This is a genomic window from Actinotalea endophytica, from assembly GCF_025717005.1.
GTDB lineage: Bacteria > Actinomycetota > Actinomycetes > Actinomycetales > Cellulomonadaceae > Actinotalea.
Genome location: NZ_JAOVZU010000002.1, coordinates 347,273 through 361,983 on the forward strand (window position 1 = coordinate 347,273; position 14,711 = coordinate 361,983).

A 14,711-nucleotide genomic window follows, 5' to 3' on the forward strand; every position below is an offset into this window, starting at 1 on the left:
GCATCAGGTGAGGCGGTAGGTGAAGTCCGGGCTGGTGGTGATCTCGAGGGGGATGCCGAGCAGGTCGTCGGGGGCGGGGACGCTGCTGCCCGGGAGCGTGACGGCGGCCGCGCCCCACAGGACGCCGGTGGCGAGCGCGTCGGCGGTCGGCTGCCCGGTGGACAGGCCGTGCAGCAGGCCGGCGAGCATGCAGTCGCCGGCGCCCACGGTGGACAGCGGGGCGGTGATCGTCGCGGCCGCGTGCACCGCGTCCTGCGCCGTGACCAGCAGTGCGCCGTCCTTGCCGAGGCTCACCGCCACGACCTCGATGCCGTCGGCCACCAGGTCCCGGGCCGCGTCGCGGACGTCGCCGAGCGTGGGCAGGTCGTGGTCGACGAGCTCGGCGAGCTCCTCGTGATTGGGCTTGATGAGGGTCGGGCGGGCCGCGACGGCGGCCACCATCGGCGCGCCCGACGAGTCGACCGCGACGTGGACACCGCGGTCCCGGACCTGGCCGACGAGCGTCGCGTACAGGTCGGCGGGAGCGCCCGGCGGAAGGCTGCCGCAGCCGACGACCCAGTCGGCGCCGGCGGCGAGCGTGACGGTGGCGTCCAGCAGCAGACCGGCCTCGTCGTCGGTCAGGGTCGGGCCCGGCTCGTTGAGCTTGGTCGTGGTCCCGTCGGGCTCGAGGACGCTGATGTTCATCCGGACCGTGCCGGCGACGGAGACGCTGTGGTGGGCCACGCCGGCCGCGTCGAGCAGCTCCTCGAGCAGGTGCCCCTCGGGCCCACCGATCGGGAGCACGGCGACGGTCGCCGCGGACTGTGCGGCGAGCACGCGGGACACGTTGACGCCCTTGCCGCCCGGGTCGATCCGGCTCTCGCTGGCCCGGTGCACCTCGCCGCGGCGCAGGTCGTCGATCATCACGGACCGGTCGACGCTCGGGTTGGGCGTGAGGGTCACGATCATGCGGGCACCACCTCGGGTCCGGCGGATGCCGGCCCGGTGGTGTCGACGCGTCCTGGTCGACGCCGCTGCGCCGTGATCCGCTGCTGCCGCTCCGTTGCGTACACCGTGGACTCCCGCGTCCCGGGGTCTCGCACCGCGCGCGACGGTCCGGGTCGCTCCTCACATGGAACCACTCGCGCGTCGCGGGGGCGACGGCTCGCTGCGTTTCGACGTCAGACGTCGACGAGCCGGAGCCAGACGTGGGTCGTGTCGCCGAGCTCGAGCTGCTCGGCCCGGCGCACGGCCCGCTTGAGCGGCAGCACGAAGGTCTGCGCGGACGCCGACGGGAAGATCGACGTCCGCCACGTCGTCAGCCCGATCCGGACCTCGACGCGCAGCGAGCCGAAGCCCCGCTCGGCGTGCGCGCCGGCGTCCAGGATCTCGTCCGCGACGTCGGTCGGGAGGTTCACGAACACCCAGGAGTCGGCCTGCCGGGCGTCCCACTCGTACAGCTGCGCGTCGAACTCGACCTCCACGCCGCAGACGCTAGCCCCCGCCACCGACGCCGCCGGCCCCGCCCGTCGGCCGTTGCCCGGCCGTCGACCGGCCGCCGACCGGCCGCTGCCCGGCCGTCGACCGGCCGGTCGCCGGACTAGACGCCCGGCTCCGCGTCGGGGGAGTCGACCGGGTGCAGGTCGACCGACACCTCGAGCCTCGACTGCGAGCCGTCGGTGAAGATCACCCCGCGCAGTGGCGGCACGTCGCCGTAGTCCCGGCCCCAGCCGAGAACCACGTACCGCGAGTCGACGAAGCAGTCGTTGGTCGGGTCCACCTCGAGCCACCCCGCCCCGGGAACCCACGCGGAGGCCCAGGCGTGCGAGGCGTCGGCGCCACGCAGCTTGGGCCGGCCCGGCGGTGGCTGGGTCTCGATGTAGCCGCTGGCGTAGCGGGCCGGGACGCCGTAGGTGCGCAGCGCCGCGATCATCAGGTGCGCGAAGTCCTGGCAGACCCCGGCACGCAGGTCGAGCAGCTCGACCTGCGTGGTCGAGACCGTCGTCGACCCCGGCCGGTAGGCCATCTCGGTGCGGATCCGGTGCGCGAGGTCGACGAGCACCTCCACGACGGGCCGGCCGGGCACGAACGACGGCGCGGCCCACTCCCGCACCTCGGCGCTCGGTGCGACGTGCCGGGACGGCAGCAACGCCTCACGCAGCTGCACCAGACCGATCCCGTCGGTGCTGTCCACCCCCTCGCCCCGGTCCGCCTCGACGGTGCCGCCCGGCCGCGCCATCCGTGCGACGTCGCTCCAGGTCGCGCGGGGCAGGGCTGAGATGTCGAGCTCCGGCCGGTCCACCGTGACCCGGGAGCGAGCGGTGACCTCGAGCTCGGCGTGCGGGCGCGTGATCGCGAAGTAGCTGGTGGTGTTGCCGAAGTAGTCGAGCTGCTCGGCGGTGTCGGCCGGCTCCGGCGCGACGACGACGGACGCGGTGTGCCGCGTCTGCTCGGGAAGGTCGCGCGGGAGCAGCACGGCGCGCCCGTAGGACGTGGTGACCGGCTGGTCGTACGTGTACCGCGTGTGGTGCACGAGCTCGTAGGTGCGCCTCATGACAGCCCCCACGGGTCGCCGAGCGCACGCGCGGAGGGCCGGTGCGCGAAGTGGGCGCGGGCGATCTCGTCGCCGAGCGTGCGCAGCCGCCAGCGGAGCGACTCGAGGTGCTCGACGAGCTGGTCCCGACGCCCGCCCACCACGGCGGCCGCCGAGCGGGGGTCGAGCTCGCGCACCAGGTCCACCAGGTCCTGCGCGACACGGTCGCGGTCGGTCGGCACGTGCGACGGCACGGCGGCGAGATCGGAGCGCAACCGGTCGAGCTGGAAGGCGAGCGAGCGCGGGTTGGCCTCGTCGGTCACGAGGAGGTCGAGGACGTTCGCCACGTCGGGATGCGCGGTGTGCCGGCGCCGGTAGGTGATCGAGGACTCGTGGGCGATGAGCAGCGACTCGAGCACGAAGGTCTCGATCTCGTCCGGCAGATCCGCGGTGACCGTCGCCTCGAGGCTCTCCACGAGGTACAGCGCGCGCTCGAGGCGCCGCCCGGCGTCCATGAGGTGCCAGCCCGGGTCGCGCAGCATGCCCTCCCACGCCACACCGGCGACGGCCAGCAGCGCCTCGAGTAGCCGGTCCAGCACCGGCACCAGGCCCGTGGTCGAGCCGGGTGCGCGCTGGGCCGCCCGTTCGGACTCCAGGACCCGCTCCATGCTCGCGATCGGCAGCCAGAAGTCGTTCGACATCTGGTCACGGACGGCCGCGGCCGCGTCCGCGAGGCGTTGCACCGACCAGCCGACCGCGCCCGGCTCGGTCCCGAGCAGCAGCTCGCGGACCGGGCGTCGTTCGCGCCGGCCGGAGATCGCCGCGGCGAGCGGGTCGGGCTCGGGCCAGCCGCCCGGGTAGCTGGCGCCGAGCGCGTCGAGCAGCACCCCGAGCGCGCGCCCGCCGGGTGTCGCGGGCCGGCGCGCGTGGTCGTACCAGCGGTCCACGGTCGCCCTCATCAGCCGCACCGTGTCCCCGGTGCGCTCGGCGTAGCGGGCTAGCCAGAACATGTTCTCCGCGGTGCGCGGCGGCAGCGCGACGGCGCGGCGCGGCGCGAGCTCGTCGCCGGCGCCGAGCGCCCACGGGTCCGGACCGGTCTCCGGCTCGACGGCGATCACCCAGACGTCGTGCGCGACGGCTCCACGTTCCGCGGACACCAGCGCCTCACCGGGCGGGGCGACGAGCGCGAGGCCGCCGGCCAGCACCTGGTACGCCTCGCCGTCGGCCACCGCGAACGTCCGCAGCGCCGATGCGGGCTCTGCGACGGCCGCGCCGGTGACCAGCTCCTGTGCGGTCCAGTGCAGGGGTTCGGCGCCGATCCGCGCGGCGAGCTGCTCGCGTGCCGTGGTGTCCAGGGTCCAGCCGAGGATCCGGGACCGTCGCCCCGGACCGGTGTAGGTGAGGACGAGCCGGTCCAGGTGCGCCAGGGCGTGCCCGCGTGCCGTGCTGTCGCCGCACCACCACGTCGCCGGGCCCGGCAGGGCGAGGTCCTCGTCGAGCACCGCGCGCGCGACCCGGGGGAGGTAGGCGCTCAGGCCCGGGTGCTCGAGCACGCCGCTGCCCAGCGGGTTCAGCACCGACACCGTGCCCGCGCGCACGGCGCGGACCAGCCCGGGCAGGCCGAGCGTCGAGTCCGCACGCAGGTCGAGCGGGTCGCACCACTCGCCGTCGACCCGCCGCAGGATGACGTCCACCGGTTCGAGCCCCGCCATGCCCTCGAGCCACACCTGCCCGTCGCGCACGAGCAGGTCGGTGCCCTCGACCAGCGGGACGCCGAGCATCGTGGCCAGGTACGCCTGGTCGAACGCGGTCTCCGAGTGCGGGCCGGGCGTCAGCAGCACCGTCTGGGGCTGCTCGACGCCGGCCGGCGCCGCTGCGTCCAGGGCGCGTCGCAGCGCGTGGAAGAAGGGCCCGATCCGGCGGATCGACGTCCGGCGGTACAGCCGTGCGAGGCTCTGCGCGACGACCCGGCGGTCGACCATCGCGTAGGCGGCCCCGGACGGCGCGTCGGCGCGGTCCTGCACGGCGACCCACGCGCCCGACGGGTCCTTCGACAGGTCGACCGCGTGCAGCACGAGCCCGTGCCTCGCGGGCACCAGCCCGTCCGCCGTGCGCAGGAACATCGGGTCGGCGAGCACCAGCTCGGGCGGGAGGGTGCCGTCGCGCAGCAGCCGCCGCGGGCCGTAGAGGTCGGCCAGCACCGCGTCGAGCACGGCCGCGCGTTGGGCGACCGCGGGTTCCAGGTCCGACCAGGTCGCCTCGTCGATGACGTGCGGCACCGGGTCGAGCCGCCAGTTCCGTGCGACCTGCCGGGCGCCCGGGACGCCGTAGGTCACGCCGCGGTCGACCAGCGCGGTGATCGTCTGCCGGCGCGCGTCCGCGAGCTGGCCGGCGTCCGGCGGTGCGGTGTCCTCGGGCAGCCAGGACCAGTCGGGTCCGGCGGGCAGCTCCGGTTGCGCAGGCGTGGCCACGTCGGTCATCGCCGCGACCACCTCCCTCACCCGTGCTGCGGGAACGCTACCTGTCCCGAACCCGGTGAGGGTGGGCGCGACGCACACGAGGGGGTGAATCCGCCCCGTGCCCGCCCCGCCCGCGCTCGGACTGGACGCCCCTCGGGCTCGGGCCCTGCCCTCGAGCCGGGGTGCGCTCGCTCCGAATACCGCCCGCGCGCCGTGCGCCGACCCGGGGCAGGCGTCGCGAACCGGGCCTCATGAACGAATACCCGCGCGCGGTCGGCCGGTACAGGGGACGATGGGGGAGTCGCGACGAAGGAGGCGAAACGATGGCGCGAGAGAAGCGCAAGGGGCCGAGCATCGTCCAGCTGGTGATGTTCGGGCTCGCCGTGGCCGCGGTGGTCAAGGAGCTCCGGTTGCCCGAGGACGAACGGACCTGGAGCGGGACCGTCGCCGGGTTCGTGCCCTACGACTTCCGGATGCCCACGGTCGAGAAGATCAAGGAACGGGTGTGGGACCCGGAGGGCGCGATCGTCAACCCGCACGTGTTCGGGGTCGGCTGGACCCTCAACGTGGGCCGGGTGGTCGAGCTGGTCCGCGAGAAGGTCGGCGAGAAGGCCTGACCTGACGCGCCGGGGCGCCGGTCAGCCCACCGGCACCAGGGTCTCGGTCGCCGGCACCGGGTCGGTCGCGCGTCGGACCACGACGCTGCCGACCTCGACCCCGAGGTCGCGTCCGATCACCGGGCACTTCACCTGGAGCAGGCAGAACACCCGGTCGCCCGCCTCGCTGAGCGACTCGTAGTTCGCCTGGCCCTTGGCGAGCACGAGGGGCGCCGAGGCGAACGAGCGCCGGAAGTCCGCCGAGCTGCGCTCGAGGTCGACGCCCGGTGCGTCGTACCCGGTGTCGATCACCCGGGCCACCCGGGCGAGCCCGGCGGCCTCGGCGTCGGCGCGGGTCGCGTCGTTGAGCGTCGGGCCGCCCTTGACGGCGTAGTCGACCGGCACGCGCAGGGTCTCGACCAGCACCCGGTCGAAGACGGTCTCGCCGGCGTTGTCGGCCACGTAGAGCACCCAGGGCGCCCGTGCGAGCTCGGTGCGAAGCTCCGTGAGGTCGCCGACGAGCGGCGCCGCGAGGACGCGCTCGACGGTTGCGCGGAGGTCCGCGATGGTGTCCGACGGACCGACGTCGATGATGTTCCCGGCGATGGCGACTCGCACGGCGGTCTCGACCGGGTCGGCAGCCTCGGCGACGAGCGTGGTGAGCCACGGGTACAGGTCGAGGGCCGCGCGTGTGCTCTGCGCCTTCAGGTCCGCGTACGGGTCGCCGTCCCCGATCTCGGCGCGCACGCAGCGGTGCACGTCGTCGGCGATCCGTGGCGGTGCGGCGTCCGCGGGCACGTCTTCCAGCAGCTCGAGCGTCGCGCGCACGACGGAGCGCTGGGTGGCCGCGTCGGCGCCGGCGAACCGGGCCGCGGCGAGGGCCTGGCGGACGAAGCACGGGTAGCAGTCGAGGTAGGTCTGCATGCGTCCATCGTCCTTGGCGCGCCACGCCCCGCCGCGGGGCCGAGGTCCTGCCTGCGGTCAGCCCTCGCTGGCCGGGGCGCCCTCGTACAGACCGATCGTGTTGCCGTCCGGGTCGACGACGGCCGCCCACGAGCTGTTCGCGTCGATCGCCATCTTCTCGTGCGCGACGCTGCCGCCGAGCGCGACGACCTTGGCCAGCAGCTCGTCGATCGAGTCGACCTCGACGTAGCTGACCGGCTGGGTGTTCTCCGCCGTGCGGTCGACCAGGCCGCCGCCGCTCAGCTTGTTCGGCGCCTGCCACATCGGGTAGCCCTCGAAGCCGGGTGCCTCCTGGATGTTCCAGCCGAACATCGCGCCGTAGAAGGACGCGGCCTTCGCCTTGTCGGTCACCGGGATCTCGATGTGCGTGATGTCTCCGTGTGCCATGGGTGGCCCCTTCCGGTCGTGGCCGCCTCCGCCGGCGGCCGACCAGGGCACGGTAGGTCGTCCCTCCGACACGCACGCGCCGCGCGCCCCGCCGCCGTCGTGCCTATCCTCGCGACATGTTCACGGGCTTCGACGACGAGGCACTGATGTTCTTCGAGGGCCTCGAGGCGGACAACACGAAGGCGTACTGGCTCGCCCACAAGGACACCTACGACGCCCGGGTCCGCGGTGCGATGGAGGCCCTGCTCGCCGAGATCGGCCCGCGCTGGGGCGAGGGCAAGCCGTTCCGCCCCTACCGCGACGTGCGGTTCAGCGCGGACAAGACGCCGTACAAGACCCACATCGGTGCACGGGTCGGCGACGACCGGTACGTGCAGCTGTCCGCGGACGGCCTGGCCGCTGCCGCCGGCATGTGGGCGATGGCGCGGGACCAGCTCGCGCGCTACCGCGAGGCGGTCGCCGACGACGCGCGGGGCGAGCGCCTCACCGCGATCGTCGCGGCGCTGCCGGGCGAGGTGATGGCGCACGACAGCCTCGCCACGGCGCCTCGCGGGTACCCGCGCGACCACCCGAGGGTCGAGCTCCTCCGGCTCAAGGGGCTCGCCGCCTGGCACGCGTGGGGCGCGCCGGACTGGCTCGCCACACCGGCCGCTCGCGAGCATCTCGAGGAGTTCTACTCGGCCGCCGAGCCGCTGGTCGACTGGTTGCACGAGCACGTCGGACCCAGCGAGCTGCCGCCCGAGCGGCGGCGGTAGCCGGCCCGGCGACCTGCCGGCGGGGTGGCGGCGTCAGCCGAGCGGCGACCTGCCGGCCGAGCGGCGGCGTCGGCCGCGGAGCCAGGTCGCGCGGTAGCCCGGGTCCCCGGCGTCGAGCACGGCCACCCGCCCACGAACGCCGAGAGCAGCGCAACCTGTCTCCCAGTCCGCGACCCAGCTGCCGAGCGGCGATCGGCGCGTCTCGGCCTCCTGGCGACCGCCGTCGGGGACGGCTCGTCACCAGCGACGCCAGCTGCCGCGGAACCTGTTTGCAAGTAGATACTTGCACAACGGTATGGACGCCCTAGGATCGTCGCGAGGAGGCTCGAGTGCCCAAGGTCATCGACACCGACGCCGTGTTCCGAGCGGCCGTCGACGTGTTCGTCGAACGCGGCTACGACGGCACGACCACGCAGGAGATCGCGCGCCGCGCCGGCGTGAACGAGGTCACGTTGTTCCGCCGTTGGGGCACGAAGTCGGCGTTGGTCTCCGCTGCGCTCACGCACGCGCTGAGCACCACGCCCTTCGCGTCGCTGTCCGTCGGACCGGACGTCGGTGCCGACCTGCGCGCGATGCTCGACGCGTTCGGCGCGACGACCTCCGCGCTCGGCGGTGCGGTCGCCACGCTGCTCACCGAGGTCGCGCGCCACCCCGAGCTCCGGGACGCGACCGCGCCCCTGCTGGTGAACCTCCGCGGGGCGGTGCGCGTCATCGAGGCACACCAGGAAGGTGGTGCGCTGGGTGGCGGCGACCCGTGGGAGCTCCTCGTGCTGCTGGCCGGTCCGGTGATGGCGGCCGGCCTGTGGTCACGCTCCGGCGTGCCCATGCCCGTCACGATCGACCCGGACCGGGTCGTCAGCGCCTTCCTCGACGGACACCGCGGCGCCGCGGCTGCGGCGCCGGGCCGATCGGCCACGCCGGGACGCTGACCGGCCGCGACCCGTGGCCGAACCGTGCCCTGGGGCCCTCGCGCCGGCCCGGTGGCCGGAGGACGATCGAGGTATGCGCATCGAGAGTGATCCCGGAACCGTGATCCCGTCGGTCCACCTGTGGCTCTCGCGCAACGAGGCCGCCGAGGTGCGTGACCGGCTCGACGAGATGCTCGCCCAGGAGGACCCGCCCGGCACCTGGCACGCCCACGTGTCCTCGGCGGACTTCCGCAGCGAGCTCTCGATCTCCGCCGAGGGCGGCGTGCGGGTGCCGTAGCCGGGCGCCGGCGGGGACGAACGTCACTTGCCGGTGCGCGGCGGCGTGATGCCCTGGGAGTGGCACCCGGAGGTGCGCCATGGCAACCCTGCACACGACCCCGTCCCACCACCTCGAGCCGGAGCTCCACGTCACCCGTTGGGTGCTGATCATCGTGGGCGCCGTCGCGGGCCTGCTGGGCCTGGTCATCCTGGTCGGAGGCGAGGACCAGTACATCGGCCTCGGGGGCGACTGGTCCGCCCGGGTCGGCGACATCGCACCGGGCTGGGGCTGGGGGCTGCTGGTCGCGGGCGGCGCGGCCCTCGCGGCCGGCGTGACCGTCATGATCACGGGACGCTCGCGGGAGGGGGCGGAGCACTCGGCGCGCTCCGACCTCGTGGGGCACGCGATCGTGTTCGTCCTGGTCAACGGCTTCCTGTGGGCCCAGGACCTGGCACTCGGTGACGGCGTGAACTACGCCTGGTGGGTCACCGTCCCGTGGGCGGTCGGGCTCGGCGTGCACGCCACGACCGTCCTGCGTCGCACCTAGTCGGTCCGGCCGGGCCCGACGGCGAGTTCCGTCTCGGCTGGCTGTGGGTCGGCTTGCGCCGTGTCGGCGAGTTCCGTCTCGGCGGGCTCCGGGTCGGCTTGCGCCCTGTCGGCGAGCTCCGTTCCGGCGGGCTCCGGATCGGCGGGCTGTGCGTCGGCGGGCTCCGGGCCGGGCTGCGGAGCGCCGGCCGGGTCGCTCGGCCCATCGCCCACGGGCACGCCGGGGACCGGCCGGCTCGCACGGCGGCGGCGCAGCAGCACCATGGTGACCGCGCCCGCCACGAGCAGCGCGACGGCGCCGAGCGCGATCCCGCCGACCCGGGTCGCGGTCCCCAGCCCGTCGTCGACCTGCGCCGCTGCCGACGCCAGGGCTGGCCAGTCGCCTGCCTCGAGCGCGGCCGTCGCGTCCTCGAGATCCCCGGCGACCGGTGCGGCGAGCAGGCCGAGCCGGGTGATCGCGTTCGCGTCGGCCGCCGCGGAGGCGGCCTGGACGTACGCGTCCACCGCGTCCGCGGCGCTCGACATCCGCTCGTCGAGCGCGGTCAGGTCGGTGGCTGCCTCGAACTGGCGCTGCAGCGACGTCGGTACGTCCGCGTCGACGGTCGACAGCGCCGCGGCGATCCCGTCCCGCACGTCGAGCAGCTCGCGCACCGGGGGCATCAGCTCAGCCGCCTGGACGAAGCGCCACTCGGTCATCGCGTCACGCACCGCGGCCGGCGGCGCCCAGCCGTCGCCTGCGTCGATCAGCTCCGCGTAGCTGTCCCGGGCCGTCGCGCGCGCGTCGAGGACGGCCGCGTCCGACGGGCCGACCACGTACGTCCGGAACAGCTCGTCGGCCTGCTCGGAGCCGCCCACCTCCTCGAGCAGGTCCAGGTACGAGCGCCAGCCGGGTGTGGCCGGCAGCCGGTCGTCGCTCGTGCTCGCGGGGTACGGCGACAGCGAGTCGGCGCCGGCCAGGACGACCTTGCTCATGGCCTCCTCGCCGATCTCGTCGACGAGAGCGTGGGCGATCAGCCAGGACGCCCCGTAGCCGTACTCCTCGATCGCCTCGGCATCCGGGTCCGTGGGGTCGGGCACGGCCCAGTCGAGCAGCGGCACGGCCACCGCGCTCCCGGTGTCGACCGGGTCCGGGACCGGTGCGTCCGCGCCGAGCGCGGTCATCGCGAGGCTCGCGTACTCGCTTGCGAGCCCCTCCAGCACCCAGCGGTCGCCGAACGTCTCGCCGTTGAGCCAGGCGTGCGCGATCTCGTGCAGGGCGACGTCGAGGTCGAGCTCGTCGCCGATCTCGATGAGCGACGCGTCGAGCTGGTACCACCCGGCGTAGCCGTACAGGTACGGCGTCGACGTCTCGACGATGTCGAGCCGGGGGCGGACGCCCCAGGAACGGCCGAACGCCTCGGTCAGCGCCGGGATGCCGCGCTCGGCCGCGTCGGTCGTGAAGTCGAGCCACTCGGTGTCACCGGGCCAGGCGTAGACGTGCACCTCCTTGTCGCCCGCGGTGACGACGTTCTCGACGAGCGCGTCGTCGTCCCTCGCCACGACGGTCGTGTACCACGCGCCGGGGTCGGCGATGTCCGTGGCGGTGCACGTGGTGGTCTCGGTGCCGTGCGTGCAGGCCATCTGCTCGCCGACGAGCTCCTCCTCGGCGCTGCGCGGCAGGACGACGGTGACGTCCGCCAGTCCGGGGTCGGCGGAGGTGAACGCGGGGAAGGTCGCGAACGCTCCGTTGACCTGCGACATCGAGCCGGAGCGCAGCGGCTGGGGCGGGACGTCGTAGGTGATCTGGATGGTCTGGCTCTGGCGGTAGTACAGCCGCGGGGACAGCTGCACGAGAGCGGACGGGAGGTACCCCTCCTGTTCCTCGACCGAGACGCCCAGCGCGCCGCCGCCGCTCCGGCTCGCGGTCACGCCGGTCGCTCCCTCGAGGACCGGCGCCGCGTAGGTCGTGAAGTAGTACTGCGTCCGGTACGACTGCGTGTAGCTGTCCGGCGTGGTGTTGGTGAGCGTCGCGACGTACACCACGTGGATGGTCGGGCCGTCGAGATCCACCGTGAACGTGGTGCTCGCCTCGACGCGCAGGCCGTCGGTGTAGTCGGTGGCCGTGGGCACCGCGCGCGCCGCGGCTGCGGCCGCCCCGGTGGCGGACCCGGCGGCGCTACGGGGAGCGGCGCTCTCGACGGCCGCTGCGGCGGCCGGCGCAGGGACGACGACGGCCGCTGCGGCCGGGGAGGCAGGAGTCGCGACGGCCGCTGCGGTGCCCGGGGCGGCGACCCCGGCGGCCGCGAGGGCGCAGACGGCGGCGGTCAGCGCGGCGGTACCGCGCGCCGCGCGCCGCTGCCAGGACCTCGGTGGGGCGGTGGCCGTCTCCCGGTCGATGGACACGGTCGAGTCGCGGCGCCGCCCACGTCGATTCACGCGAGCGATCGTGGCATCGCTCGCGCGTCCGATCATGGGCCATGCGTGTGATGTCGCGGCACCGGTCGGCGGTCGAGGGGTCGCGGACCGCCTGGGCGGGACTTCGGTCCGGGGGGACCTGCTCGACGGCGGCGGTCAGAGCACCGTGAACCCCGGTGGCAACCCGCGACGTCCGGTGGTCGCGAGCAGGATCGTCGCGGCGGTGCCGTCGTGCACAGCGAGATCGGCGACGAGCCGCATGGCTTCGCGGGCCGCGTCCGGTGGGGGTTGCGCGGCCACGTCCAGCGCGGCGGCGAGATCGAGGGTGTGCACCGTGAGCTCGAACGAGCGGGTCGGCAGGTAGTCGGCGAGCCGCATGCCGCCGGCGATCGTGGTGAGCAGCTCCGTGCCGTCGGCGGCGGCGACCACCGGCAGCACCCGCGCGGCGATCTCGCGCACGCCCGCGACCGGGTCCTCGCCGAGGGCGGTCCCGGCGTCGCGCCCCCGCTGCGCGACGCCCGGCCCGGCGGCGATGGCGCGCGTCGCGACGTAGTACGCGGACGTCGACGCCACGTCCACCGTGTCGGTGGGTCGGGCGAGGTACTCCTCGACGGTGAGCAGCGAGCGGCTGGTGTGCCCCACGAGCGCGCGCACGTCCCACTCGCCCAGTCCCGGTTCGGCCCACCGGTCGCCGACCCGGTCCGCCATGTCCACGAACCATCCCGCGGCTGCGGCGAAGACCCGCTGCGCGGCGCGCCACTCCTCGTTCATGACGCCACGGTAGGCGGCCCGTCCACCCCGGTCACGGCCGGCGCCGCGGCGACTCCTCGACTGCCACCTCCTGCGGGGGTCACGCCACCCCGAGCACGGCGAGGACCGCGATCAGCGCCACCGAGACGGCCGTCGAGAGCGTCAGCACACCGCCGAGGAATGCCGCGTTGCGCCGGTAGTACACCGGGATGACGAACGGGGCCGGCAGCACGAAGAGCATGATCGCCGCCCTGGTGTGCCAGGCGTCGAAGCCGAGCGCCGGCACCACGACCAGCCCGAAGAGCAGCCCCAGGCCGAGCCCCACGGCCGTGCGGAGCACCACGATCCGCACGATCGCCGGGTCTCGCGGGATGCCGCCGGCCAGCGACGCCCCGATCACGAGGCACACGAGCGGGGTGGTCAGCCCGCCGATCGTGTCGAAGATCGCCGCGGCGAACCCGGCCGGTGCGGTGATCGTCTCGGCCACGCCGGGTGCCAGCAGCGAGATCGCCACGCCGCCGACGATCGCCCACAGCACCTTCGACATCACGATGTCCCGCCAGGGTAAGCGGAAGCCCGTCCCGACGGCGCTCGCGCCGGCCGTCGCGCCACTCGTCCCGGCCGTCGCGTCATTCGTCCCGGCCGCCGCGACGCCCACGGGGGAGGCCTCGCGCACCCGCTGCTGCTCGAGCACGCTCATCTGCACCATCAGCACCGTGAACACGTAGACGACCTGTCCCATGTCGAGCGCGGCGAACGCGGGCAGCAGGTCGGTGCTGTGCAGCGCGGCGTACAGCGCGTACCCGAGCATGCCGGCCTCGAACCCCTGGAACAGCAGGCGAGTCTCGGGCCGGGGAAGGCGCATCGTGCGGGCGAGCACCGTGCCGATCACGCCCATCACCGCGCACGCGGCGAACACGGCGACGGCCAGGACCGCGTTGCGCCCCTCGGGTGCGAGCTGCAGGAACGCCCGGAACAGCAGCAGCGGCAGGGTGAGCTGGGTGATCAGGGTCTTGAGCCCGTCGACCGCGCGGTCGTCGAGGAGCCGGTGCCGGGTGAGCAGCGTGCCGGCGCCGATCAGGATCGCGATCGCCACCAGGGAGCCAGCAGCCTGCAGCACCGCGCCCGCCTCACCCTCGATCCGACGACCCGGCGGCCACGCTATCGGTCACGGGAGCCCGGCGAGGAACTCCTCGGTCGCCGTCGCGATCCGGGTTCGTGCGTCCGCGCCGTCGAGCGTGGGCGTGCCGTCGCCGGGCTGCGGTCCGTAGTCGGCGAAGGAGGCGTGCGAAGCCCCGTCGACGACCACGAACTCGGTGTCGGCGGGCAGGTTCGCGCGCGAGGCGTCGATGTCGGCGGGCGTCGCGAGCCCGTCCTGCGAGCCCGAGACGGACAGCACGGGGACGTCGAGCGTGCTCTCGTCGCCGGCGGGGTACGACGCCCACAGCACCAGCCCGACGATGTCGTCGCCGGACTCGGCCGTCATCGCGGCGACCGTGCCGCCGAGGCTGTGGCCGCCGACCACCCAGCCGGGCGCCTCGACCGCCGTCCGGGCGCCGTCGTAGGCGCCGAGCGCGAAGAACGCGATGCCGAACGGCTGCTTGGCGATGACCACCGGCGTTCCGGCCTCCGCGATCGGCCGCAACGTCGCGACGTACGCGCGAGCGTCGACCCGGGCGCCGGGCTGGAAGAACAGGGCGGGGCCGTCACCGCCGTCCGCGGGCGTGAGGATGATCTGGGTCGCCGACTCGGAGACCGTCACGGCCGGGTCCGACTCCATCGCCTCGAGCGCGGCCTGCTGCGCGCCGAACGGCCGCAACCACGCGGCGGCGACCACCCAGGCCGCGGCGGCCAGCACGGCCGCCGCGCGCCCCACCGCGCGGAGCGTCGGGTGCCGTCGGGGCTCGTCGTCCACGCTCGACACGCCGATCTCGGTCACGTCGAGGTTCTGGCGGACCCACAGCACGAGCACGAGCAGGGCGCCGAGCGCGGTGAGCACGAGCAGCGCCGGGTACGTGGGGTGGGCGTGCCACACGGCACCCCACGCCGTGAGCAGCACCCAGCCGACGACCCCCAGGGCCGCGAGCGCGACGATGCGTCCCGCCCAGACGAGCCCCCTGGCCGCACGCATGGACCCATCCTGGCCCGTTCGCGCCGGATC

The 14,711-nt window shown here is 74.6% G+C and carries 15 protein-coding genes; 5 read left to right on the top strand and 10 right to left on the bottom strand.

What is annotated here, in order from left to right:
• Positions 1 to 3: 3 nt before the first annotated feature.
• The 4 genes from pfkB to OEB99_RS04805 all read right to left on the bottom strand — a co-directional run bounded on the left by pfkB (position 4) and on the right by OEB99_RS04805 (position 4,992).
• On the bottom strand, positions 4 to 948 hold the full coding sequence (gene pfkB / locus OEB99_RS04790; protein ID WP_263508662.1) for a 1-phosphofructokinase: 945 nt from the start codon (positions 946 to 948) through the stop codon (positions 4 to 6).
• 212 nt (positions 949 to 1,160) lie between these two features.
• Positions 1,161 to 1,463, bottom strand: a complete 303-nt coding sequence (locus OEB99_RS04795; RefSeq protein ID WP_263508663.1) for a DUF1905 domain-containing protein — start codon at positions 1,461 to 1,463, stop codon at positions 1,161 to 1,163.
• A 116-nt stretch (positions 1,464 to 1,579) separates the two neighbouring features.
• Positions 1,580 to 2,533: a transglutaminase family protein gene (locus tag OEB99_RS04800; protein WP_263508664.1), complete on the bottom strand. Its 954-nt coding sequence runs from the start codon at positions 2,531 to 2,533 to the stop codon at positions 1,580 to 1,582.
• Positions 2,530 to 4,992 carry a circularly permuted type 2 ATP-grasp protein gene (locus OEB99_RS04805; protein ID WP_263508665.1) on the bottom strand — a complete coding sequence of 821 codons (2,463 nt, stop codon included), beginning with the start codon at positions 4,990 to 4,992 and terminating at the stop codon, positions 2,530 to 2,532. Before OEB99_RS04805 ends, OEB99_RS04800 begins: the two co-directional genes overlap by 4 nt.
• Positions 4,993 to 5,294: 302 nt before the next feature.
• Here OEB99_RS04805 and OEB99_RS04810 point away from each other — a divergent pair, with 302 nt between their 5' ends.
• Positions 5,295 to 5,588 carry a DUF5808 domain-containing protein gene (locus tag OEB99_RS04810; protein WP_263508666.1) on the top strand — a complete coding sequence of 98 codons (294 nt, stop codon included), beginning with the start codon at positions 5,295 to 5,297 and terminating at the stop codon, positions 5,586 to 5,588.
• 21 nt (positions 5,589 to 5,609) lie between these two features.
• Here OEB99_RS04810 and OEB99_RS04815 read toward each other — a convergent pair whose 3' ends face one another.
• Both OEB99_RS04815 and OEB99_RS04820 read right to left on the bottom strand, forming a co-directional pair.
• On the bottom strand, positions 5,610 to 6,491 hold the full coding sequence (locus OEB99_RS04815; protein WP_263508667.1) for a damage-control phosphatase ARMT1 family protein: 882 nt from the start codon (positions 6,489 to 6,491) through the stop codon (positions 5,610 to 5,612).
• A gap of 57 nt (positions 6,492 to 6,548) precedes the next feature.
• The gene (locus tag OEB99_RS04820) at positions 6,549 to 6,917 is read right to left on the bottom strand and encodes a VOC family protein (RefSeq protein WP_263508668.1); all 369 of its coding nucleotides are present in this window, start codon (positions 6,915 to 6,917) and stop codon (positions 6,549 to 6,551) included.
• Positions 6,918 to 7,033: 116 nt separating this feature from the next.
• Between OEB99_RS04820 and OEB99_RS04825 the strand changes: the two genes are divergently transcribed.
• The 4 genes from OEB99_RS04825 to OEB99_RS04840 all read left to right on the top strand — a co-directional run bounded on the left by OEB99_RS04825 (position 7,034) and on the right by OEB99_RS04840 (position 9,407).
• Positions 7,034 to 7,672, top strand: a complete 639-nt coding sequence (locus OEB99_RS04825; RefSeq protein WP_263508669.1) for a DUF2461 domain-containing protein — start codon at positions 7,034 to 7,036, stop codon at positions 7,670 to 7,672.
• A gap of 329 nt (positions 7,673 to 8,001) precedes the next feature.
• Entirely contained in the window at positions 8,002 to 8,601 is a 600-nt protein-coding gene (locus OEB99_RS04830) for a TetR/AcrR family transcriptional regulator (protein ID WP_263508670.1), read from the top strand.
• Between the two features lie 73 nt (positions 8,602 to 8,674).
• The gene (locus OEB99_RS04835) at positions 8,675 to 8,878 is read left to right on the top strand and encodes a hypothetical protein (protein ID WP_263508671.1); all 204 of its coding nucleotides are present in this window, start codon (positions 8,675 to 8,677) and stop codon (positions 8,876 to 8,878) included.
• Between the two features lie 79 nt (positions 8,879 to 8,957).
• The gene (locus OEB99_RS04840) at positions 8,958 to 9,407 is read left to right on the top strand and encodes a 2TM domain-containing protein (RefSeq protein WP_263508672.1); all 450 of its coding nucleotides are present in this window, start codon (positions 8,958 to 8,960) and stop codon (positions 9,405 to 9,407) included.
• On the opposite strand, the gene OEB99_RS04845 is transcribed toward OEB99_RS04840, so the two are convergent.
• The 4 genes from OEB99_RS04845 to OEB99_RS04860 all read right to left on the bottom strand — a co-directional run bounded on the left by OEB99_RS04845 (position 9,404) and on the right by OEB99_RS04860 (position 14,681).
• Complete coding sequence (locus OEB99_RS04845; protein ID WP_263508674.1) at positions 9,404 to 11,821, bottom strand: hypothetical protein; 2,418 nt, start codon at positions 11,819 to 11,821, stop codon at positions 9,404 to 9,406. The two genes, OEB99_RS04840 and OEB99_RS04845, sit on opposite strands and share 4 nt — an antisense overlap.
• 135 nt (positions 11,822 to 11,956) lie before the next feature.
• Positions 11,957 to 12,571 (bottom strand): maleylpyruvate isomerase N-terminal domain-containing protein, encoded by a 615-nt coding sequence (locus tag OEB99_RS04850; protein WP_263508675.1) that lies wholly within the window; start codon positions 12,569 to 12,571, stop codon positions 11,957 to 11,959.
• Between the two features lie 79 nt (positions 12,572 to 12,650).
• Entirely contained in the window at positions 12,651 to 13,670 is a 1,020-nt protein-coding gene (locus tag OEB99_RS04855; RefSeq protein ID WP_263508677.1) for an AEC family transporter, read from the bottom strand.
• 48 nt (positions 13,671 to 13,718) lie between these two features.
• Positions 13,719 to 14,681, bottom strand: a complete 963-nt coding sequence (locus OEB99_RS04860; protein ID WP_263508679.1) for an alpha/beta hydrolase — start codon at positions 14,679 to 14,681, stop codon at positions 13,719 to 13,721.
• Between the last annotated feature and the right edge of the window lie 30 nt (positions 14,682 to 14,711).

Excerpts from the sequence above, each read along its gene's own strand:
- OEB99_RS04840 (WP_263508672.1), top strand. The coding sequence starts at position 8,958 with ATGGCAACCCTGCACACGACCCCGTCCCACCACCTCGAGCCGGAGCTC.
- OEB99_RS04815 (WP_263508667.1), bottom strand. The coding sequence starts at position 6,491 with ATGCAGACCTACCTCGACTGCTACCCGTGCTTCGTCCGCCAGGCCCTC.
- OEB99_RS04800 (WP_263508664.1), bottom strand. The coding sequence starts at position 2,533 with ATGAGGCGCACCTACGAGCTCGTGCACCACACGCGGTACACGTACGAC.
- OEB99_RS04810 (WP_263508666.1), top strand. The coding sequence starts at position 5,295 with ATGGCGCGAGAGAAGCGCAAGGGGCCGAGCATCGTCCAGCTGGTGATG.
- OEB99_RS04860 (WP_263508679.1), bottom strand. The coding sequence starts at position 14,681 with ATGCGTGCGGCCAGGGGGCTCGTCTGGGCGGGACGCATCGTCGCGCTC.
- OEB99_RS04825 (WP_263508669.1), top strand. The coding sequence starts at position 7,034 with ATGTTCACGGGCTTCGACGACGAGGCACTGATGTTCTTCGAGGGCCTC.
- OEB99_RS04805 (WP_263508665.1), bottom strand. The coding sequence starts at position 4,992 with ATGACCGACGTGGCCACGCCTGCGCAACCGGAGCTGCCCGCCGGACCC.
- OEB99_RS04850 (WP_263508675.1), bottom strand. The coding sequence starts at position 12,571 with ATGAACGAGGAGTGGCGCGCCGCGCAGCGGGTCTTCGCCGCAGCCGCG.
- OEB99_RS04820 (WP_263508668.1), bottom strand. The coding sequence starts at position 6,917 with ATGGCACACGGAGACATCACGCACATCGAGATCCCGGTGACCGACAAG.
- OEB99_RS04835 (WP_263508671.1), top strand. The coding sequence starts at position 8,675 with ATGCGCATCGAGAGTGATCCCGGAACCGTGATCCCGTCGGTCCACCTG.
- pfkB (WP_263508662.1), bottom strand. The coding sequence starts at position 948 with ATGATCGTGACCCTCACGCCCAACCCGAGCGTCGACCGGTCCGTGATG.